Origin of the sequence: Polaribacter gochangensis, from assembly GCF_046224025.1 — a bacterium.
Classification (GTDB): domain Bacteria; phylum Bacteroidota; class Bacteroidia; order Flavobacteriales; family Flavobacteriaceae; genus Polaribacter; species Polaribacter gochangensis.
This window is the reverse complement of the sequence record NZ_JBJXRF010000002.1, coordinates 391,171-412,933: the sequence shown is the minus strand read 5'-3', so window position 1 is coordinate 412,933 and position 21,763 is coordinate 391,171. Positions and strand designations below refer to the sequence as shown.

Annotated in this window: 23 protein-coding genes; 10 read left to right on the top strand and 13 right to left on the bottom strand. The window is 32.0% G+C overall.

Features of this window, described 5'->3' with window-relative positions; genetic code table 11:
* Positions 1 to 3: 3 nt before the first annotated feature.
* Positions 4 to 369, top strand: a complete 366-nt coding sequence (locus ACEWL1_RS07170; RefSeq protein WP_409232613.1) for a DUF4258 domain-containing protein — start codon at positions 4 to 6, stop codon at positions 367 to 369.
* Here ACEWL1_RS07170 and ACEWL1_RS07165 read toward each other — a convergent pair whose 3' ends face one another.
* The gene (locus ACEWL1_RS07165; protein WP_409232612.1) at positions 370 to 960 is read right to left on the bottom strand and encodes a YdeI/OmpD-associated family protein; all 591 of its coding nucleotides are present in this window, start codon (positions 958 to 960) and stop codon (positions 370 to 372) included.
* Positions 961 to 1,030: 70 nt separating this feature from the next.
* Positions 1,031 to 4,405 (bottom strand): amidohydrolase family protein, encoded by a 3,375-nt coding sequence (locus ACEWL1_RS07160; protein WP_409232611.1) that lies wholly within the window; start codon positions 4,403 to 4,405, stop codon positions 1,031 to 1,033.
* A gap of 118 nt (positions 4,406 to 4,523) precedes the next feature.
* Between ACEWL1_RS07160 and ACEWL1_RS07155 the strand changes: the two genes are divergently transcribed.
* Positions 4,524 to 4,979: a DUF1801 domain-containing protein gene (locus ACEWL1_RS07155; protein WP_409232610.1), complete on the top strand. Its 456-nt coding sequence runs from the start codon at positions 4,524 to 4,526 to the stop codon at positions 4,977 to 4,979.
* A gap of 1 nt (position 4,980) precedes the next feature.
* Positions 4,981 to 5,367, top strand: coding sequence for a peptidase associated/transthyretin-like domain-containing protein (locus ACEWL1_RS07150; protein ID WP_409232609.1), 387 nt, complete (start codon positions 4,981 to 4,983; stop codon positions 5,365 to 5,367).
* Between the two features lie 18 nt (positions 5,368 to 5,385).
* On the opposite strand, the gene ACEWL1_RS07145 is transcribed toward ACEWL1_RS07150, so the two are convergent.
* Positions 5,386 to 6,060, bottom strand: coding sequence for a TrmH family RNA methyltransferase (locus tag ACEWL1_RS07145; protein ID WP_409232608.1), 675 nt, complete (start codon positions 6,058 to 6,060; stop codon positions 5,386 to 5,388).
* Positions 6,061 to 6,367: 307 nt separating this feature from the next.
* Between ACEWL1_RS07145 and ACEWL1_RS07140 the strand changes: the two genes are divergently transcribed.
* Positions 6,368 to 7,051, top strand: coding sequence for an SIR2 family NAD-dependent protein deacylase (locus ACEWL1_RS07140; RefSeq protein WP_409232607.1), 684 nt, complete (start codon positions 6,368 to 6,370; stop codon positions 7,049 to 7,051).
* Here the strand turns inward: ACEWL1_RS07140 and ACEWL1_RS07135 are convergent.
* The 4 genes from ACEWL1_RS07135 to rpsF form a co-directional block, all read right to left on the bottom strand.
* Positions 7,037 to 7,507, bottom strand: a complete 471-nt coding sequence (locus ACEWL1_RS07135; protein WP_409232606.1) for a DUF6495 family protein — start codon at positions 7,505 to 7,507, stop codon at positions 7,037 to 7,039. The two genes, ACEWL1_RS07140 and ACEWL1_RS07135, sit on opposite strands and share 15 nt — an antisense overlap.
* A 113-nt stretch (positions 7,508 to 7,620) precedes the next feature.
* The gene (rplI, locus tag ACEWL1_RS07130) at positions 7,621 to 8,070 is read right to left on the bottom strand and encodes a 50S ribosomal protein L9 (protein WP_409232605.1); all 450 of its coding nucleotides are present in this window, start codon (positions 8,068 to 8,070) and stop codon (positions 7,621 to 7,623) included.
* A gap of 16 nt (positions 8,071 to 8,086) precedes the next feature.
* Complete coding sequence (gene rpsR, locus ACEWL1_RS07125) at positions 8,087 to 8,383, bottom strand: 30S ribosomal protein S18 (RefSeq protein WP_409232604.1); 297 nt, start codon at positions 8,381 to 8,383, stop codon at positions 8,087 to 8,089.
* A 5-nt stretch (positions 8,384 to 8,388) separates the two neighbouring features.
* Complete coding sequence (gene rpsF / locus ACEWL1_RS07120; protein ID WP_409232603.1) at positions 8,389 to 8,730, bottom strand: 30S ribosomal protein S6; 342 nt, start codon at positions 8,728 to 8,730, stop codon at positions 8,389 to 8,391.
* A 218-nt stretch (positions 8,731 to 8,948) separates the two neighbouring features.
* On the opposite strand from rpsF, the gene ACEWL1_RS07115 reads away from it, so the two are divergent.
* On the top strand, positions 8,949 to 9,842 hold the full coding sequence (locus tag ACEWL1_RS07115; RefSeq protein WP_409232602.1) for a sterol desaturase family protein: 894 nt from the start codon (positions 8,949 to 8,951) through the stop codon (positions 9,840 to 9,842).
* 147 nt (positions 9,843 to 9,989) lie between these two features.
* Here the strand turns inward: ACEWL1_RS07115 and ACEWL1_RS07110 are convergent, their stop codons facing one another.
* From ACEWL1_RS07110 to priA, 5 genes are all read right to left on the bottom strand, one after another.
* Positions 9,990 to 11,111 carry a hypothetical protein gene (locus tag ACEWL1_RS07110; protein ID WP_409232601.1) on the bottom strand — a complete coding sequence of 374 codons (1,122 nt, stop codon included), beginning with the start codon at positions 11,109 to 11,111 and terminating at the stop codon, positions 9,990 to 9,992.
* 28 nt (positions 11,112 to 11,139) lie between these two features.
* Positions 11,140 to 12,006, bottom strand: a complete 867-nt coding sequence (locus ACEWL1_RS07105; protein ID WP_409232600.1) for a hypothetical protein — start codon at positions 12,004 to 12,006, stop codon at positions 11,140 to 11,142.
* A complete protein-coding gene (locus ACEWL1_RS07100; RefSeq protein WP_409232599.1) occupies positions 11,993 to 12,553 on the bottom strand; it encodes an RNA polymerase sigma factor in 561 nt (186 codons plus the stop codon). The genes ACEWL1_RS07105 and ACEWL1_RS07100 overlap by 14 nt, the downstream gene beginning before the upstream one ends.
* 305 nt (positions 12,554 to 12,858) lie before the next feature.
* On the bottom strand, positions 12,859 to 13,311 hold the full coding sequence (locus ACEWL1_RS07095; protein WP_409232598.1) for a hypothetical protein: 453 nt from the start codon (positions 13,309 to 13,311) through the stop codon (positions 12,859 to 12,861).
* A 113-nt stretch (positions 13,312 to 13,424) separates the two neighbouring features.
* On the bottom strand, positions 13,425 to 15,872 hold the full coding sequence (gene priA / locus ACEWL1_RS07090) for a replication restart helicase PriA (RefSeq protein ID WP_409232597.1): 2,448 nt from the start codon (positions 15,870 to 15,872) through the stop codon (positions 13,425 to 13,427).
* Between the two features lie 237 nt (positions 15,873 to 16,109).
* Here priA and ACEWL1_RS07085 point away from each other — a divergent pair, with 237 nt between their 5' ends.
* Positions 16,110 to 16,517: a MepB family protein gene (locus ACEWL1_RS07085; RefSeq protein ID WP_409232596.1), complete on the top strand. Its 408-nt coding sequence runs from the start codon at positions 16,110 to 16,112 to the stop codon at positions 16,515 to 16,517.
* Entirely contained in the window at positions 16,504 to 17,136 is a 633-nt protein-coding gene (locus ACEWL1_RS07080; RefSeq protein WP_409232595.1) for a hypothetical protein, read from the top strand. The genes ACEWL1_RS07085 and ACEWL1_RS07080 overlap by 14 nt, the downstream gene beginning before the upstream one ends.
* On the opposite strand, the gene recG is transcribed toward ACEWL1_RS07080, so the two are convergent.
* On the bottom strand, positions 17,129 to 19,225 hold the full coding sequence (gene recG, locus ACEWL1_RS07075; protein WP_409233040.1) for an ATP-dependent DNA helicase RecG: 2,097 nt from the start codon (positions 19,223 to 19,225) through the stop codon (positions 17,129 to 17,131). The genes ACEWL1_RS07080 and recG overlap by 8 nt on opposite strands.
* A 141-nt stretch (positions 19,226 to 19,366) precedes the next feature.
* On the opposite strand from recG, the gene ACEWL1_RS07070 reads away from it, so the two are divergent.
* The 3 genes from ACEWL1_RS07070 (at position 19,367) to ACEWL1_RS07060 (ending at position 21,737) form a co-directional block, all read left to right on the top strand.
* Complete coding sequence (locus ACEWL1_RS07070) at positions 19,367 to 20,212, top strand: hypothetical protein (RefSeq protein ID WP_409232594.1); 846 nt, start codon at positions 19,367 to 19,369, stop codon at positions 20,210 to 20,212.
* A 43-nt stretch (positions 20,213 to 20,255) separates the two neighbouring features.
* Positions 20,256 to 21,026 carry a hypothetical protein gene (locus tag ACEWL1_RS07065; RefSeq protein ID WP_409232593.1) on the top strand — a complete coding sequence of 257 codons (771 nt, stop codon included), beginning with the start codon at positions 20,256 to 20,258 and terminating at the stop codon, positions 21,024 to 21,026.
* 69 nt (positions 21,027 to 21,095) lie between these two features.
* Complete coding sequence (locus tag ACEWL1_RS07060) at positions 21,096 to 21,737, top strand: hypothetical protein (RefSeq protein ID WP_409232592.1); 642 nt, start codon at positions 21,096 to 21,098, stop codon at positions 21,735 to 21,737.
* Positions 21,738 to 21,763: the final 26 nt, after the last annotated feature.

Sequence of the window (21,763 nt, the reverse complement as noted above, 5' to 3'; positions counted from 1 at the left end):
CAAATGAATTGGCCTAAACGTGTTTTTTATTATTTAATTGGACTTTCTCTTGGAGGAGTTGTTGTCTATTTTATTTGGTCTGGAAAAAAGGTTTCTTTTGACTACGGAATGGATGCTAGGACGCTTAAAACAATCCGAATCAGAGAAAAGGTATATACACCAGATGCACATGCAGTTTTAACAAAGAACAATTTAGATTCTGTAACTGTAAATACCATTCTTAAAAATGCTGATGTTGATTTTTCTAAAGCAAGAATACAACCGTGCCCTGAATATCTTATAACAGGAAAAGGCGATTTAAAAAACATTCAACTGTACATAAAACGTTGCGATTCTATCGCTACAATTGAAAAAGTAATAATTAAGTAACTAACCTTTTTTGTAGGTATCGTGCAACCCTACTTTGTTCAATATCATCGGGATGATTTTTTCCATGCGATTTTGTTTTGTTGTTTCTTTTTTAGCTTCAGAAATATAATCTGCATATTCCCTTTTACAACTTAAAGAAAACGTTTCAAATTTTGATTTAAATGCTTCGCTTGAGTCTAAAGCTTTTTGTAAAATTTCTGGTATAATTAATTCTTTTTTTGCTCTGTTCGGTTTTATTTCTTTGCCTTCATCAACATTTTGCTTTGCTTCTAAGACGTACTCTTTAATTAGATCACTATGTATTTCATCTAAAGTATAAAAGCGCCATTGCAACATGGCTTTTGTTTTTCCTTCTTGAGCATTCATTAAAACTTTGTGGGTATCTTTTAACAATCCACCTTGAAAAAACCACAAACCACAATAATTTTTAAAAGCCGCTAGTCCTACAATATTTTTACTTTTATAAGTATAAACTGGCGCTCCCCATTTAATGGTTTCTTCCATCTTTGTTGATAAAAGTGTTTTTCTAAGAAGCGCTAATTCTGGTTCCCATTTTGCTTTTTTTGTGATATATAGTTCAACTTTATCCATAATTATAATTGATTTCAAAAACAGTTTAAAAATACAAAAGCCTCAGATATCTGAGGCTTTGTATCAATGATTAATTTTTAACTCCAGGTAAATTAACTGGTTTTTTTATTTGCCAATGAAAAATCGGAGCTTTCTTTTTCTTTGGTGCCAATTCATCTAATGTATTTGCATCATATAAAACACCGTTTTTAATGACATATTTTAATGTATTTGTATTTCTTAAATTATCCAACGGGTTTTTATCCATAATTAAAATATCAGCAACCTTTCCTTCTTGAATAGTTCCTAAATCTGTATCTAATCCTAAAGCTTTTGCTCCATGAATAGTAGCTACCTTTAACGCATCTAAGTTTTTCATTCCGCCACTTGCAACAGACCAAAGCTCCCAATGAAAACCAAGTCCTTGTAATTGACCGTGGCTTCCAACTCCTGCTAAACCATCAGCTTCTACTAAGTCTTTCATAAATTCAGCATGCTTTTGAAACACATGTTCTTCGTCCATGAACCAACCTGGTCTTCTTCTAGATTTACTTGCCAATTCTTCATAAGGGGTAAAATATTGCATTTTTGAATCGTGATAAGGATTCTCTCTAGAATAATAATAATTCTCTGCCCAAGGACCACCATAAGAAACTAATAATGTTGGAGTAACAGCCATTTTTGAAAATGCTGTACTTTCTATCACATCTTTATAAATTGGATAAATAGGAAATGAATGTTCATGCCCAGGATAACCATCTAATAATTGTGTCATATTCATTTTAAAATCTAAAGAACCTTCTGTTGTTGGCATTAACTTTAATTCTTTTGAAGCCATTATTACCCACTGACGCTGTTGTCTGTTACCAACAACATACATTTTAATGTATTTTGTATCATAATATTCACTGTATTGTTTTAAAACATCTTTTGCATGTTCTAAACTTTTGATATTATACGCCCAATAACCAAGTCCTGGTCCTGTACTATACACTCTTGGCCCATGCATCATTCCAGCATCCACCATATCAGCATAAGTTAAAACATCTGTTGTGGCTGTTTGTGGATCTCTAGTTGTTGTTACTCCATAAGCTAAATTTGCAGAATAAATCCAAACTTGATTTTTATGAACTCCCCAATTTGGCCACATATGGGCATGTGTATCTACAAAACCTGGAGTAATTGTTTTTCCAGAAACATCAATTATTTTTGCCTTTCTTGGAACTGTAAAACTACCTGATACACCAACTTTCTGAATTCTATTATTAACAATTAAAACATCACCATTTTCTATTACCTCATTGCCATTCATGGTAATTATTCTTCCTCCTTTTAGTAAAATAGTTCCTTTTGGAGTTGCTTTTTTATACCCAACTTTTATAGGGTATTCATCTGCTTTAAATTTCGGAGTTTCTTTGGGCTTTTTGTCTTTTTTATCATCCTTTGCCTTGTCTTTCGTTTTCTCTTTTTCTTTTTTCTTTTTTTCAGCTTCTAAATTATCTTTAAATGCTTTTCCTTTTTCTAAATCATAGACAAAATGACTTGCCCCTAAAGACCAATGCACTTTTTTACTATCTGAAGACCAAGCCGGAAATTCTCCTCCCATAATGGTTAATTTAATAGCTGGAAAAGCAGCTTTATCTGCATTTGCTAAAGAAATTGACGGTGTTTTTCCAATCTTTGGAATTAATACCGAATAAATATCATTATTAATTTTTGCCAACGCATTTCTTCCGTCTGGAGAAATTCTAATTTCTTGTGGTCTTGAGGCTCTGTTGTTTTCTCTCCAACCTTCTACTTCACTTGGTAAAATTCCGTGTTCTTCACCAAAAACATCCGAAGAACCAAATGTGGTAATTCCTGTTAATTTTAAATGTTCCTTTTCATCAGTTCCATCCCAACGCATAGAAATTAAACCTTTACTTCCGTGGTTCATATAAATTCTATCATTAATTTTAGCAAAATGAATATTTGCTCTTCCTTTTCTTCTATCAATTACGGTTATATCGCCACCATTTGATGAAATCCAAGCAATTTCATTTACAGGATTTGAATTGCCAACAGCATCTTCAAAACCTTGTGTACTTCCTTTTAAGAAGGCAATTCTATCAGAATTATAAGACCAAGCTGGTTTGGTATAAAAACCAGATTCGTTTGTTAATTTTTGAACTCTTGTTCTACCAGAAACATTTACTTTATACAAATGTCCTTCGCCATGTTTCCAAGTTGTAAAAACCAAATTTTTACTATCTGGAGACCAAGCTGGTTGTGCTTCTGTAAAATCATTTTTTGTCAAACGTTTTGGTTTTCCATTTGGGAAATCCATCACATACAATCTGTTTAACGCTGTAAAAGCTAACATTTTTCCGTCTGGTGATGGAACTGCATCTCTAATTTGAGTAACAAAGGCATCCGGAGCATCACTTATTGGATACTTAAAAGAAACCATAGGCCCTAACTCAATGTTTACATCAACATTAAACGGAATCTCAGTTGCTTTGTTGGATGCTAAAGAAATTGAATAGATCTTTCCACCGTAAGAAGTGATTAAATTTTTACTGTCTGGCGTAAAATCCATTCCTGGTAAAACACCCAATGTTGCCATAGATTCTTGATCGTCTCTTTGAATTGGATATGCCAACCATTTTTCTTCACCGTTTTTTAAATTACGAAGTATCAACCCTGTTTTATCTTCAAATCTACTTCCAAAAACCAACCAATTTCCGTCTTTAGAAAGTACCGGAGTAAATGAGGAACCATATCTAGAAGTAATGGTTTCTGTAGATCCATCATTTCTATCAAAAGTCATAATTTGATATTGTGGTAATTGCGCATTGTAATTCCAAGCTCCACGTCTAGATGAAAAATAAATCAACCTTCCATCAGCGCCAAAAGCAGGATCTATCACTTTTAAATTTGCAGGTGCAGTAATTAATTTTGCTCCAGCACCACCATCTTTGTGATACAAATAAGGTTTTATATTTCTTCTTCCTTTTACTCCTAAAATATAATCTCCGTCTGGACTCCAATCTGCAGAAAAATGTTTTTGATTGCTATCTTTTGTCAATTGAGTTTCTTCGTCAGTTTTTAAATCACGAATCCACAAGTTATCAGAACCACTTTTATCAGAAATAAATACAATAGAATTTCCGTCTGGACTATATCTTGGATGCACATCATACGCCATTCCTTGGGTAATTCTTGTTGCTTTTCCACCAGAAATAGGAATAGTATACAAATCTCCCATCATATCGAAAATAATTTCTTTTCCGTTGGGATGCACATCTAAAGACATCCAGGTTCCTTGTTGGGTATTAAAGGTTAAATTTCTTTCGGGTTCGAGTGGCAATTCTTTTGTTGCTACTTTTGTTGAATCTTTTTTCTCATCAACCTTTTCTTGAGCAACAAGCGTTGTTGCTAATAAGGTTAAAACAAGAAAGAACTTGGTAAATAGTTTGGTTTTCATCTTCTATTCTTTTAAGTTAAAATGCTCAATAAATATACATAAATTATTTTTTGATGTTGTTTAAATCTAACAATCAACATTTAAAACATTTTTTATACTTTAGAACAAAAAGTATAGAATGCAATTCCAAGCTGAAACTGTTGATGACTATATCAACCAATTACCCGAAGAACGTAAAGAAGTTCTAACCCAATTAAGAGCTGTAATCAATCAAAATTTACCAAAAGGATTTGTAGAAGAAATTAATTATAAAATGCCAGGCTATGTGGTGCCGCATTCTTTATATCCAAGCGGATATCATTGCGATACAAGTTTGCCGTTACCTTTTCTAAATATTGCATCACAAAAAAACTTTGTGGCTTTGTATCATATGGGATTGTATGCAGATCCAGAAATATACGCGTGGTTTATTGCTGAATATCCAAAACATTGCAAGCGTAAATTAGATATGGGAAAAAGTTGCATTCGTTTTAAAAAAATGGACGATATCCCGTATGATTTGATTGGCGAATTGGTGCGAAAAATGACTGCACAACAATGGATTGAATTGTATGAAGTTAATTTAAAAAGATAATATGAGAAATATTAAAAAGTCAATACAATTTTTATTTGGAATTATCTTTTTTTTTAGTTGTGCAACTATTTCTAATCATAAAAGTGGAAATTATTTCAAAATGAAAAGAGTTGGATTAATGGACACAATTACAATTAATATTTCTGAAAGAGTATATGAACTTTATGAGAATTTTGGTTTACCAGGAGCAGATATAGAACTATCAAATAAGAATAACAATTATCATAGTTTCAGTAAAGAAAAAGGAGTATTTAAATTTAAAAATTTATTACCAGGAAAATATAAAATTAGAAGTACATATCTTGGATATTTTACTTTTAGCGATTCAATTGTATTGAAATCTGGAGAAATTATTAAACTAAAAATAGGTCTTGGAACTTATTATTAAAATAAGTAATTAATAAAACTACTTTTCTTCTTCACTCTGATAACGCTCCGTAATCTTTTTAATACTTTTTATAGATTTCTGAATCCAACCTGCATATAAAGTTTCTTTTTCTTTCTCAGATAATTTCCAATCGATTTCTGATGCTCTCAGTTTTGTAGTAACATCTTGTAAAATAATAGCTGCAGCAACAGAAATGTTTAAACTTTCAGTAAAACCAACCATCGGAATTTTTAAAAACCCGTCTGCTTGATTCATCGTATATTCAGAAACGCCTTCTTTTTCTACTCCAAAAACAAAAGCCGATTTCTTTGTGATGTCAAATTCGTGTAAAACGCAAGAATCGTTATGTGGCGTTGTTGCTATAATTTGATAACCATCATTTCTTAACGCATCCAAACAATCTTGTGTGTTTGTTGCAGACTGATTGTATTTTTTAATATCCAACCATTTTTGCGAACCTTTAGCAACATGACGTGAAACTTTACTCGAATATTTATTCTGAATGACATGCACATCTTGAACTCCAAAAATATCGCAACTTCTAATTACTGCGCTAGAATTGTGTGGCTGATAAATATCTTCTAAAACCACCGTAAAATGTCTCGTTCTATTTTCTAAAACTTTACGAAACGTTGCTTTACGTTTATCACTTACAAAATCTTCTAAATAATTTAAAAACTCAATATCAATCATAGATTTAAAAATGCTTTATACAAACATACTATAAATATTTTGTCGGTTCGCATGAATTATATTCATAAAATAATTTGTTATTCCAGACCTAATCGATAAATTTAATTTGAGATTCCTCCGTTACAGTCGGAATGACATTAGATTTGTCATTTCGAACGCAACAAAGTGAAGTTGAGAAATCTATATTATAAAACCTCTCGACTCCGCTCGAGGGGACATTTTACTTATCATTCCTATAAGAAAGGAAAATTCACACAAAATAATCAATGATTTTAAAAATCATATTTTAGCTTAAAATTTATGTTAGATGAAAAATGTAGTGGTACTAACTGGCGCGGGAATTTCTGCAGAAAGCGGACTTAAAACCTTTAGAGATGCTGATGGATTGTGGGAAGGGCACGATATCATGGAAGTTGCTTCTCTGCAAGGTTTTTACAGCAATCCAGCATTGGTTCTAGATTTTTACAACCAACGCAGAAAAAAATTACTTTCTGTACAACCCAACAATGCGCATTTGAATTTAAAAAAATTAGAACAAAATTTTAACCTAACTATCATCACTCAAAATGTAGATGATTTGCACGAACGAGCAGGAAGTTCAAACATCATTCATTTGCATGGCGAATTGTTAAAAGTACGAAGTACTAAAAATTCTAGGTTAATCTATAATTGGAAAAAAGAGTTGGTTTTGGGTGATTTGTGTGAAGAAAAATCGCAATTAAGACCACATATTGTTTGGTTTGGAGAAGAGGTTCCGTTGTTAGAAAAAGCAGCAGAAATCACTTTACAAGCCGATATTTTAGTAATTGTCGGAACTTCAATGCAAGTGTATCCAGCAGCAAGTTTAATCAATTATACAAAACCGAATATTCCTATTTATTTTATTGACCCAAAACCGTCAATATCAGAAAATCAATATCACAATCTTACTGTTATTAAAGATGTTGCAAGTTCTGGAACAGAAAAATTGATAAAATTACTTAGAAAGTAACTGATTAAAATACTCAAACAATTCTCCTTTAGAAATGGAGCTTCCTTTTTCGATCAAATCAAAAAGTTCAACATTTCTTTCTGATGTATATTTTTTCGTTCCGTTAAAATACTCAACAGCTTCATCCGTTGGATTTGACAATAACCATTCAAAACCTTCTTGTTCTAAAAGATTGATGTCTTTATTTATTTTTACAAAGATTCTATGAATTTTATCTGCATCACATTTAAACAAGTTAACACTTTGCTTAGAAAAGTGTTCTAAATAGTTTGTCTTTGTTAACACATCATCCCAAACAACATCAGAAAAAATATTCATTTCTTCTTCTGCAACTTGTGGTTTTTCTTTTTTTAATTGATTCCATTCTTTTACATCGATACTTTGTGTTGCTAAAAAAAGCGCAAATTCTTCATGTAAAGATTCAAATTGTTCTTTGGTAAGTTGTCTGTATTTCATTTTGAGTTAGAAAGTTAAATAGGTTACATATATCGACTCTGCTCGATATGATATAAAAATAAAAAAACCTATCAAAATAAATTGATAGGTTTTATATATCTTAAAAAGATTGTTTACTCTGCAGCTACAACGTCAAAAGTAATATCAGCAATTACAGCTCTGTGTAATCTTACAGATGCTTCGTATTTACCTAATCTTTTAACTGATCCACCAACAACTTTGATAAACTTTCTGTCTATTTCAGTTCCTGCTTTTGCAATTGCTTCAGCAACATCTGCATTGTTTACAGAACCAAATAATTTGTCTCCTGAACCAACTTTAGATGTAATCTTAATTTCTAATCCTTTAATTGTATCTGCTATTTTAGTAGCGTCTTCAATTATCTTAGCTTCTTTAAAAGCACGTTGCTTTAACGTTTCTGCTAATACTTTTTTTGCAGAAGAAGTCGCCAATACTGCATGTCCTTGTGGGATTAAAAAGTTTCTACCATAACCGTTCTTTACAGTTACAACATCATCTTTAAAACCTACATTTTCTACGTCTTGTTTTAATATTAATTCCATAATGCTTCTTCTTTTATTATTTTAACATATCTCCAACGTATGGCATTAAAGCTAAATGACGAGAACGTTTGATAGCTTGTGCAACTTTACGTTGATATTTTAATGATGTTCCTGTTAAACGTCTAGGTAAAATTTTACCTTGCTCATTTACTAAATACATTAAGAAGTCAGCATCTTTATAATCGATGTACTTCATTCCGTTTTTCTTAAAACGACAGTATTTCGCTTCTTTTTTAGTTTCAATGTCAAGCGGAGTTAAGTATCTTACTTCTCCCTGCTTATTTCCTTTTGCTTGTTGGTCTATAGATGACATATCTCTTATTTTTTAGCAGATTTTACACGTGCACTTCTCTTTTCAGCCCAAGCAGCAGCATGTTTATCTAATTTAACAGTTAAATAACGCATAACGCTATCATCTCTTCTAAACTCAAGTTCAAATGAAGAAATCTCTTCTCCAGCTATTTTGAATTCAAATAAGTGGTAAAAACCACTTTTCTTTTTTTGGATTGGATACGCTAATTTTTTTAAGCCCCAATCTTCCTTTGAAATCATTTCGGCACCTTTAGAAACCAAATAGTCATTAAACTTTTGTACTGTTTCCTTTATCTGAGTATCAGATAAAACGGGATTCAAAATGAAAACAGTTTCGTAATGATTCATAAGTAATTGTTTTATAATTATTTTAAGGCTGCAAATGTAAGAATTTTTATTGAAAAACAGCACACAATAAATGATTAAAAAATTGAAAGATTTGCGGATGGTGAATGGATAATTGTTAATTGTTAATTGATAATTGATAATTGATAAAATTAAAGATCAACTGTTACAGGCTTGCAACTAAACATTTTTTACTAAGTTTGTGTATATCAATTTAAAACATGCAAATACCAGAATTCCCAAACTTAATTCATTATGCAATCCCCTTTTTTGTTGCCACTGTAATCTTAGAGATTATTTTAACTGTAAAAGTTAAAATGAAAGAGTATGAATACAAAGATGCCACTACTTCCATTGCAATGGGTTTAGGAAATGTTTTGGTCGGTTTGATAGGCAAAACCTTTGTATTAGCTATTTTTTATTTAGTATATAACACCTTTCATTTGTTTGATATTCCGTTTATTTGGTGGTCTTGGATTTTAGTTCTTTTTGCAGAAGATTTAACCTATTATTGGTTTCACAGAATTAGTCATGAAAATCGATTTTTCTGGGCAAGTCATATTGTGCATCATTCTTCGCAAAAATATAATTTAAGTACCGCTTTGCGACAAACTTGGACAGGGACTTTTACCTCTTTTGTCTTTTGGATTCCGTTAGTTTTAGTTGGATTTCATCCCGTAATGATTTTGTTTCAAATGTCGATTAGCTTGTTGTATCAATATTGGATTCATACCGAATTGATTGATAAATTACCAAAATGGTTTGAATTTATTTTTAATACGCCAAGTCATCATCGAGTGCATCATGCAACAAATCCGCAGTATTTAGATAGAAATCATGCCGGAATTTTTATCATTTGGGATCGTATTTTTGGCACTTTTGAGCCAGAAGTAGAAAAACCAGTTTATGGATTGACCACAAGCATCCATACTTTTAATCCGCTTAAAGTTGCTTTTTTAGAATGGTTTGACTTGTTTAAAGATGTATTTACTTCTAAAACATCTGTATTTAACAAACTAAACTACTTCTTAAAACCTCCAGGTTGGAAACATGACGGAACAGGAATATTAGCTACCGACATGCGCAAAGAATGGGAAAAGAATCAGGAGAAATAATTGCCACGAATTCACGAATTATTTTAGATAAAAACTAAATGTCACATCGAGCGGAGTCGAGATACTGTTAATGTCAGTCTTTAATGAGCTCTCGACTCTGCTCGGACGTGCAAAATATTATAATTCGTGAATTCGTGGCAAATCTAATTAGTTAAAATCGAAACGAACCCCCATCGAAATGTTTCTAACATCCGTATTTTTAAACAACGGATTCATATCATATTTTACATAAAAACCTGTGCTTCTATACGCTAAATACGCACTTAAACCATAGTTGAAAATATTCATATTAAAGTTGTCTTTTTGCAACTCTTCTACTTTAGTTCCGTTAATATCTGTGTATTCAATGTATTGACGAGTTCCTAATTTGAACCCCGCAAAAGCACCGATTCCTAAGCGCACAGATTGATTGGTTCTGTCTCTTTTATGGCCATCAGAATATTCTCCATTTCTAGAAAAATCCCATTCAAGATGCATTGGGAAATTCATTTGAACATGGCGCAATCTGTTTTCTGATAAATTTTCAGAATGCACAACTAAATCTGTCATTTTTCCATTTACAACATGATACTTATTGTCTTCAGGTCTTAAATTATTCCATAAAAATGACAACCCATATTTTAAATACAATTTAGAAGCTTCTTTATCAAAACGCGTTTTCCACGTAAAACCAACTTCGTAAAAATGCGATTGCCAAAATTGATAGTTAGAAGTTTCTAAAGAAGATAATTGATGATCTACCAACACATTGTTTACACCCATTGCAAACACAAACTGAGTCGTAGTACTTCTATTTCTTTTACCCTTGCTTTCCCATCTTGTTTTTCTTTCTCTATAACGAGTATTTCTTCTAGAACCGTAATCTTCATTGTCGTTTATTCGGATTCTAACCGTTTTACTTCCAATGGTAAAAGAATCTTCGATATCATCTAAATCAGTTTCTTTCTGAGTGCTTTTTATTTTTCCGTTTGCTTTTTCTTGAACCAATAACTGTAATTTTCCTTCTTCAATTGCAACTTTATCTGAAATCACTTTTGCATGAAAATCTGCCGCTTCTTTCTTTAATTTTTGTGCTTGTTCTGATGTGATTTCTTTCTTCTCTAATTGTAAGTTTATTTTTTCCACTTTTTCTTTTAAAGCAGCCTTTTCTGTTTTGGTGATTAACTCAATTCTATTTGAAATTTTTTTCACTTCGTCTTCAAAATTTTTCTCTTGAGAAAAAGCAATTGCTGTACAAAACAACACTAGTATGAATAGTATTTTTTTCATTTCTTTATCTTTTTAAAGTATATTATGTTTAATTATTTCTGTTAGCAATAGCTTCTGCTAATCCAGTGATTTTACCCTTTACAACTTGCATAAAACTCTTTTTAAAAGTTTCTTCATCAATTGTTTTTTCTACGCTTGTTAATAAAGTAGCAGCATCTATTTTTAAGTTTGTTTTATTGATTTCTTTCTGAATATTTTTCAACACATCATTTCTATCAATATTGTATTTTTTATAATATTCGTTGATCTCTTTATCCGGATTTGTAGCCGCATACAACAACGCGTCACTATTAATTTTTATAGCACTATTCTGAATGTATTTCTTTGTTTCCTTCGGAATTGCAATTGTTGTTTCAGTAACTTTCGTTTCGGTTTTATCTACAGATTTTAACAATGAATTACTATCAATGATGATTCTGTTTTGTTGTAACGGATTCTTTGTTTCTTTTTTAATAACAACCGTAGCATCAGCAATTACAATCGGGTTTTCCTCAATAATTTTTGCTTGTTTAACTTGAGGTTTTCTCTTTGTAACAATTGGCTTTTTTTCTTGTTGCTTCCCTTCTACTTCATCCGCTTTTACAATTACAGTTTCCGTTTTAATTGTATTTTCAATGGTTGGTTTTACAAAGTTTGAGGTGTCAATAATTGGCGATGTAACCACTTTTTCTGGAATCATCGGTTCAATACCATCATCCGTATTTATAAAAAAAGCTACTGAAACTACTAGTAGAATTGATGCGGCATAACCAACATATAAAAACCAATTTTTACGTTTCTTTTCTTGCGCACTATCTAATTGAGCGCTCAATCGTTCCCAAGCCGAATTTGATGGCTTCATTGTTCTTGAATCTAACGAATCTCTAACAATTTTATCGATATTATTTGTCTCCATTTGCTATTGTATTCATTCTTACATATTGTGCTTGTAACCATTTTCTCGCTTTAAATAATTGCGATTTCGAAGTGCTTTCCGTAATGTTTAACTCTTTGGCAATTTCTGCATGTTTATAGCCTTCTACTGCATATAAATTAAACACCATTTTATACCCTGTAGGCAATTCATCAATTAACTTCTGAATGTCTTCTAATTCTGTGCTTTCTAAACTATCTATAGCTTGGTTATTGAACACATATTCTTCGTCCGATAATTGTACAGGATTCTTTTTTCGCAAATACGAAATACATGTATTTACCATAATTCTTCGAATCCATCCTTCAAAACTTCCTTCGTTTTTAAATTGAGGAAGATGTGTAAAAACTTTTAAAAACCCGGACAACATCAAATCTTCTGCATGATGTACATCTTTTACATATTGCCTGCAAACACCCAACATTTTAGGAGAATACAATTCGAACAACTCTTGTTGTGCTTCTCTTTTTTGTTTGATGGCATCAGCAATTAGCTGATTTGTTTGGTTATGCAATGGTATAATTTTCAATCCGGTTTGATGATTTTTAAACGCCTTACAAATATATAGACTACAGAAGTTTTAAAATGGTTGCTTGCGGTTAATAAAAAAATATTTTTTTGAATGAAACTACACTAAAGACGTTCTTAATCCTTATTTGTAACAGTTAAAAATCAATATAAAAATAGTTCTCGACTCCACACAACCTGTCATTTCGACGAAAGGAGAAATCTCAACAAACAAGTACTAAACATGAGATTCCTCAATCGTACCTCATTTCAGAATCACAACTGTTAACTGACAACTGTTCACTGATAATTGTTCATTGATAATAATCACTGATTTCGTTTCACTAAAAAACAAATTCCAGTAAGTAGAACGTTCGATTTTTTAAAATGAATTGCATCGATAGAGTTTACTGAATAAAAATACTTTTCTTTAGCCGAAAGTTGTTCTTTGAAAAGAAGATGTAAAATTTCATACGCATTAAAAATGAGTACATCGCACAAGATTTCTTTGTGATTCGTTAGCATTTCTGTTAACGTTGGAAAGCCTAAGTTTTTATAAGCAATCAATTCTTCTAAACCTAGAACGTCATCATCTTCAATTTCGGTTGCTCTAAACTCATTAAAATAGGCTTCTATTAAAGTGATAAAAGCAGAAGTTTCAATTTCTAATTGATAGGTTATTTGTTCGTGGTTTTTCCAACGTTGAAATTGACCAAAATTGAATTCTGGAACTTGTAAAAATTCTTTAGATATTGGTTTATTCTGAATTGTAATTTTCATCTTTTAAAAGAGAATTGTTAACTGATTATTATATTATGAGATTCCTCAATCGTTCCTCATTTCGGAATGACAACTGTTCACTAATAATTGTTCACTGTTCACTGACAACTGAACTACTGCGCATCCACATCCACAATAAACCGAATCGGTCTAAATTCTTTTACAGATTGAAACGTATTTTTAATTTTAGCTATCTGTTTTTTCGTTTCTGCTAAGTTTTGTTTAGGCGGAATTTTAATCGTTAAGTTTTTAATATATTGATTCCGAACTCTAGAAACTACGGGGGCAGTTGGACCTAAAACATGTTCTCTAAATACATTTTGAAAGGCTTTTGCCAACCAATTAACTCCGCTGTCAACTTTTATATAATCTTTGTGTTTTAGTGTGATTTTTATCAATCTGTAATACGGCGGATAGTGATATTGCCAGCGTTCTTGCAATTGTTCTTTATACATTTCTGCATAGTTTGTGGTAGAAACTTGTTGCAATATTTGATGATATGGATTAAAAGTTTGAATCGCTACATTTCCTTGTTTTTTAGATCTTCCAGCACGTCCAGAAACTTGAACCATCATGTCGTAGCTGCGTTCGTGTGCTCTAAAATCTGGAAAATTCAACATAGTATCGGCATTTAAAATTCCGACTAACGAAACATTTTCAAAATCCAATCCTTTAGACAACATTTGCGTTCCGACTAAAACATCAATTTCTTGTGCTTCAAATGCACCAATTATTTTTTGATATCCATGTTTTCCACGCGTTGTATCTAAATCCATTCTTCCGATAGTGTAGGTCGGAAAAATTTCTTTCAATTCCAATTCAATTTGCTCTGTTCCAAAACCTTTGGTGTCTAAAGTATTGCTTCCACATGCCGAACAATTGTTCGGCATTGCACGTTGATAATTGCAATAATGACATTTTAATTCGTTTCGATATTTATGATAGGTTAAACTCACATCGCAATTTGGACATTGCGGTGCAACTCCACAGGTAGTACATTCTACAACTGGCGAAAACCCACGTCGATTTTGAAATAAAATAACCTGTTCTTTATTTTCTAACGCTTCGGTAATTAATACTATTAAACGATCAGAAAAATGACCGTTCATTTTCTTTTTATGATGTTTTTCTTTGATGTCAATCAACTCGATTTTTGGCAATTGTACATTTCCGAAACGGCGATTCAATTCCACCAAACCATATTTGCCATTTTGCGTATTAAAATAACTTTCTAAAGACGGCGTTGCAGAACCCAATAAAATTTTTGCTTTGTGTTGATGCGCCAACACTACTGCTGTGTCTCTTGCGTGATACCGTGGCGAAGGTTCAAATTGTTTGTACGAAGTTTCGTGTTCTTCATCAACAATGATCAAACCTAAATTAGAAAATGGTAAAAAAACAGAAGATCTTGCACCTAAAATAATTTGTGCTTTTTGTTTATTTTCTAAGACATTATTCCACACTTCTACTCTTTCGTTCATCGAATATTTAGAATGAAATACAGAAATTTGATTTCCGAAATACGCTTCTAAACGTGTAATAATTTGCGTAGTTAAAGCGATTTCTGGCAATAAAAACAAGATTTGTTTTCCCGATTGTAAATTGTCTTCAATCAATTTTGTGTAGACTTCTGTTTTTCCAGAACTTGTAATTCCGTGCAACAACACCACTTCTTTTTCTTCAAAAGCAGTTTTTATTTCTGACAAAGCAGTTTCTTGAAACTCGTTCAGATTTTTCAACTCGTTTGTAGCTCCTTTAAAATTGATTCGGTCAGTTTGAATTTCATACAATTCAAAAATCTCTTTATCAGCAAGTGCTTTTATAACCGCTGTAGAAACACCTGTTTTTGTTTCTAAATCTTTGGCTTTGATTGGTTTTTTATCTGCGGATAATTGAAAATATCCTAAGACCGCTTCTCGTTGTTTTTTTGCTCTGTTTAACTCGATCAATAAATTTTGTAGCGCTTCATCAGAAGTAAATTGCGAATGTAAACGAACATATTTTACCATTTTTGGTTTGTATTGTTCGTAAATTTCTTCTTGCACAGAAACCGCTTTTTTCTGAATCAATTCGTTGATAATTGGCAATACTTTTTTCTTGCCTAAAATATCAGCAACTTGATGAATGGTTAATTGAGATTGATGTTGCAACGCTTCAAAAATCAAAAATTCATCATCAGTCAGTTCAGTTTCTTCAGTAAAAGCATCGTTCTTTAAAACAATGGTTTCGCTTTCTAATAAAAATGCTGATGGCAAAGCAGCTCTGTAAACATCACCCAAAGAACACATGTAATAACTCGAAATCCATTGCCAATTTTGCAATTGAACTTCGGTTACAATTGGTTTCTCATCCAAAATTTGTAGAATTTCAATTGCTTCGTACAATTCTGGTTTATTTTGATGAATTTTTAACACCAGCGCCGTGTACATTTTTGTGTTTCCGAAAGAAACGGCAACGCGCATTCCTTTTTGTAGGAATTCAGCTTCTGCTTCCGTTACTGAATAGGTAAAGGTTTTCTGAATTGGAATGGGTAATATAACGTCTATGAAGTTCGCTGTCACTTCGAGTGGTTTTACAATTGATTATGTTGTCATTTCGAGCCTTGCCTGAGGCAGGCAGGCGCAATCGAGAAATCTTTTAATTATTAGCAGATTTCTCAATCGTTTTACAAACTCATTTCGAAATGACAGATTGATTTCAAAACTACACAAATTTACCTACATAATAAATAGATTTCAAAAGAAGAATTTATCAAAAATAGTTTCGTTTAACTTTTTAAAAAAGTGTTTATTTGTATAATGAACCAAATTATTTCTAATTATCAACAAGAAATAGAAAGCACCGAATACCACGCATGTTCTTATCAAATTGAAGGCATCAAGATCATTGAAAGAACGGCTAAAATTACTCCGAAGAAAATTGGGCAATTTGTAACGTGTTGGAAACGAAATGCAAATGGAATTACAGAACCACACAAGTATTCTGATGATTTCGATTTCTTTTTTATCAAAGTGAAAAATGAAGAAAGAAATGGTGTTTTTAAACTCCCGAAAGAAGTTTTAATCAAACACGGAATTCTATCCACCGAAATAAAAGACGGAAAAAGAGGCTTTAGAGTGTATCCGAGTTGGGACAAACCAACCAGTAAACAAGCGATAAAAACACAACTTTGGCAAATCAATTATTTTAAAGATGAATCGAACTAAAAAAATTAGAGGACACAAACGCATTTGGAAAGCGATTGATAATTGGGTAGAAAATTCTAAAAAATTAGATCTCAATTATTTAAAAAGAAATCAAAGAGAATATGTAAAAGTTTGGATTCAGCCTTTTGGAAATATTTCTGTTTTAAATAGTGTTTTTGCTCCACCAAAAGGAAAAACTCGAAAGAAAATAATTGCTGGAATCTTAGAAATTCACAATCACTGGAAACAAGAATTAGATAAGCTAAATGAACCTTATTATTTACGAATTTGGTTTTATAATAATGATGTTTCAAACTCTCAAGTGGTTTGCTCTATTGGAGAATTATTAGACTTTTATGACAAAACGTTTCACAAACCCAAAGAAAACAAACCATTTCCTTCTGACTCTTTAGGATTGCAATGGGAATACCGTCTTAATGAAAATCATTTCACCGTTGATGAAATTGGTGAACCGGACGAGTTTTATTCTCTTAAAGATTATCTAGATAATAAAAAAATGATTGAAAGAGTTATAAAAAACCCTAAAACACGTATTTCAAAATTCACCAACAAAGAAGGAGAAACCACCACGTATTATTCAGAAAAACATGCAGATGTTTGGTTGGGTTCAGCTAACTAATATTTGCCCACAGTCCGCTAGTTTTTTGATGTTGTGTATAGGTTTTTAAAGTTACGCTGTTTTCTGGTTTTGATAAAGTTGCATCCTCAGAAAGCAAATCGATTGCCGCATTTCTGGCCGCAACTAAAATAGATGTGTCTTTTACAATATCAGCAATTTTTAAATTTAAAACACCACTTTGTTGTGTTCCCATAATATTTCCTGGTCCACGCAGTTTTAGATCCACTTCTGCAATTTTAAATCCGTCTGAAGTTTCTACCATCGTTTTTAAACGCGTTTTTGCATCCGCAGACAATTTTACATCTGACAATAGAATACAAAAGCTCTGATCTGCTCCTCTTCCAACGCGTCCTCTTAATTGATGTAATTGACTCAACCCAAAACGCTCAGAGCTTTCAATCACCATCACACTTGCATTTGGCACATTTACACCAACTTCAATAACCGTTGTTGCTACCATAATTTGTGTTTCGCCTTTTACAAAGCGCTGCATTTCGTATTCTTTATCTTCGGGTTTCATTTTACCGTGTACAATACTAATTTGATATGTTGGCATCGGAAAATCTCTAGAAATACTTTCGTAACCGTCCATTAAATCTTTATAATCCATTGCAGCAGATTCTTGAATTAACGGATACACAACATACACTTGTCTTCCTTTTGCAATTTCATCCTTTAAAAATTTAAAAACTGCCAATCTGTTGCTGTCAAATCTGTGTACCGTTTTCACTTCTTTTCTTCCTGGCGGCAATTCATCAATGACAGAAATGTCTAAATCTCCGTACGCCGACATTGCCAACGTTCTCGGAATTGGAGTTGCTGTCATTACCAACACATGTGGTGGCAATTCGTTTTTTTGCCACATTTTAGAACGTTGCGCTACACCAAATCGGTGTTGCTCATCAATAATGGCAATTCCTAAATTCTTAAAAACCACTTTATCTTCTAACAAAGCGTGCGTCCCTATTAATATATCTAACGTTCCGTCTTCTAACTGTTGATGAATCTCTCGACGCTTTTTAACTTTAACAGAACCCGTTAATATTGCTACCTTTATATTAGCGTCTTTTAACAACTCAACAATCGCGTTATAATGCTGTGTGGCTAATATTTCTGTTGGCGCCATTAAAGACGCTTGGAATCCGTTGTCAATTGCCAACAACATGGTTAATAACGCAACAATTGTTTTTCCTGAACCCACATCGCCTTGCAACAATCTGTTCATGTGAATTCCGGTTGCCAAATCTCTACGTATTTCTTTCAACACACGTTTTTGTGAGTTGGTTAAATCAAACGGTAAATTGTTTTTGTAAAAATCATTGAATTTTTCTCCGACGTTTTCAAAAACATATCCTTTTAATTTTGATTTTCGAATGATTTTCTTTCGGATGAGTTGTAGTTGAATGAAAAATAATTCTTCAAATTTTAATCTGTACTGTGCTTTTGCAAGGTTTTCTTGACTTTTAGGAAAATGAATATTTAACAACGCCTCTTTCTTAGACATCAACCCGTATTGTTTGATAAATGTTTCTGATAATGATTCGTTTATTTTTCCATCTAGCTGAATAAACAAGTTTTGGATGAGCGTTCTTATTACTTTATTGCTAATATTTTTATTCCCTAAGGTTTCGGTGGATGGATATACAGGTTGCATTGCAGATTGTACTTTCTTTTTAGATTCAGAAAGCAACTCCATTTCTGGATGCGGGATCGAAAAAGACTTATTAAAACTGTTTAGTTTTCCATAAATAACATACGGAACATTCACTTTTAAAGCATCTTTAATCCATTTTACTCCTTTAAACCAAACCAATTCCATCGTGCCAGTTTCATCAACAAAGGTAGCAACCAGTCTACTTCCGCGTTTTTGTTGTACCGTTATAACGCGAGTTATTTTACCAACAATTTGCACATCTGCTCCGCTTTCTTGTAATTGATTGATTTTATAAAACTGTGTTTTATCTATATATCTAAACGGAAATAAGTGTAATAAATCATTACACGTTTTAATTTTCAACTCTTGATAAAGCAATGAAGCCCTATTAGAAGTTACTCCATTTATATATGTAATTGGATTGTTTAAATTAATCAATTTTAACTAGTTTTTCCTTTAGAATAACGAAAGTACATAATTAGATTGATATATATTTTAACAAAAAATTTGGTAGTTGTTAATTTTATTTGTTTATTTGGCTCAGAGAAAATAATAAAAATGCCCTTAAAAACTAAGTTGTCCCTAAGACTAGTTTCGATTTTATTATTAGTTTCTGCTCATATTACTTATGGTCAGGACAAATCGAACCAAACCAACAGTGCTCGTAAATCTACGGGTGTTTCTGTTGCACCAGCCCATTTTCACTTCAGTCAAAAGTCTGGTGAAGTAAAAACTTACGATATTACCGTAAACAACAGTACTTCTACTCCAAAACAATTCAATGTTAATATGTATGATTTTAACATGAACGGTAAAGGAAAGAGTAGTTTTTTACCTGCTGGTGAAGGAAAATACTCATTATCTAAATGGTTAAGTGTTTCTCCGACATTTATTGAGTTAAAACCTTTTGAAAAAAAATTAGTCAAAGTTACAGTTAGCGTCCCAAATACAAGTGAAGGAGACAAAGCTGCTTGGTCTATACTAATGGTAGAACAAGTTGCTCCGAGAAAATCGCTAGCAACTACTAACAATGATAACAGTACAATCGCTTTAGGTGTTGTACCCACTTTTGCTTTTGGAATTTTTGCTTATCAAAACCCTCCAAATGTAATAGACAATAAAATAGAATTTACAGATTTTCAGTTAAAAAGCGGTAGTTCTTCTAAATTTTTATACTTAGAAGTACAAAATACTGGAGATGGAATTGCTTATTGTACCTCATATATAGATTTAACAAATTTAGATACAGGAGTTCAGCAACGTTTAAAAGTTAAGAAATTTACAATAGTTCCTGATTTAATTAGAGATTTTAGTTTTTCACTTAAAGGATTAGGAAAAGGAAAATATTTAGCTGTAGGAGTTTTAGATTATGAAAACTCTGAAGAAATACAAGCAGCTAAACTAGAGTTCGAAATTAATTAAATTTAACAAACAGTATTATTAACCCCCTTAATTATTATTTATTATGAAAAATTTTTCAAAATTATTATCAACAATGGTCTTAATTGGGTTTGCTTTTTCAGCAAATGCTCAATTAGTTGACGAAAAAGACGTATCTATTACTTTAGATATGCAACCTGTATTAGAGTTAGAAATGACAACTCCTAATCAAATTGAATTTGTATTTGATGACATTACTGAATACCAATCTGGTATTACTAATTACGGAGCGACTATCTTAAAAGTTAGCGCAACAGTAAATTGGGATTTATACGCAGTTGGTAGATCACAAACTGGAAACAGATTTTGGGATCAACAAGTAAGTTATGGATCAACATCAAATTCTGTTAACCAATTACCATTAAGTTTATTAGAACTTAGACAAAGTAGAGCTAACTCTGGCGGAACAGCTGGTACAAGTGTTGTAGATTATAGTGCAGCTTTTTCAACAAATCAAGCAGCAGCTACAGGAAACAATAGTTTATTTGTAAACAACGACGGTTCTGCTACACCTCCAACAATTGCAAACAAATATATTGCTGGACATGCAGGAACTACTGGAACAGGAGATACAATGACTGCCGGTACATACCTAAACAATTCAGGAACGTCTTCTAACTTTTACTATGTATTAGATTACAGAATTGCTCCAGGATTACCTGCTATTTTCCCTAATGCTTTTCAAGCTGATAGCACTACTGCAGAGGATTTAGTAACAAGTGGTACTGCAAATTCTTATGCTGAAGGTGGAGTTTACACGATGTATGTACAATATGTTTTATTAGAAGATCAATAAAAACTTCATTTATAATATTTTAATAAGGATGTAATTTGTAAATTACATCCTTATTTATTACAATTAATTTTGCAACAATATAAAAGAAAATATCAAACATTTTTTACAGCTACTTTTTTATTAATTAGCAGTGTCTTTTATGCCCAAATACATTGTGGTGTTGTAGAACTACAGTCAAGTTCAACTGTTGATGCAAATTTTACCTTTACCGATTTTTCTAAATATAATGCTGGAATTACACTATTAAGTGTTGCTCGATTAAGAGTTAAAGTGGAGAGTAAAACTCCGATAGATCTAAATTGTTCCTGGAAATTAAGAATGTTTATAGAAAACAATTCTGGTGCTGGAACTTTAGCTGACAAATGGGAAGAAATAACTTTATACGGTAATGGTAATTCTTTAAAACCTTCTATTAGTGATTTAGAAGTAAGAGTAAATAATAATTGTGGAACCCCTTTAAATACAAGTTTTAGGTCTTTTACAGATGTTAATGATATTTTAGACATCATTGAAGAATTGGTACCTCAAGTAATTGTACCCGCAGGGTCTTGTACTGCAAGCGGTACAAAAAATGTAAATGGCCCAGGAAGTTATTTAACCCACTACAACGAATATAGTTTTAATGTAGATTTAAGAATAAAGCCTGGATTTAAATTTAACCCAGGAGTTTATAAATTAAATATTAAATTTAGACTAGAAGAAGTGAAATAATGTTTTGAAAAATAACTATTCTCTAA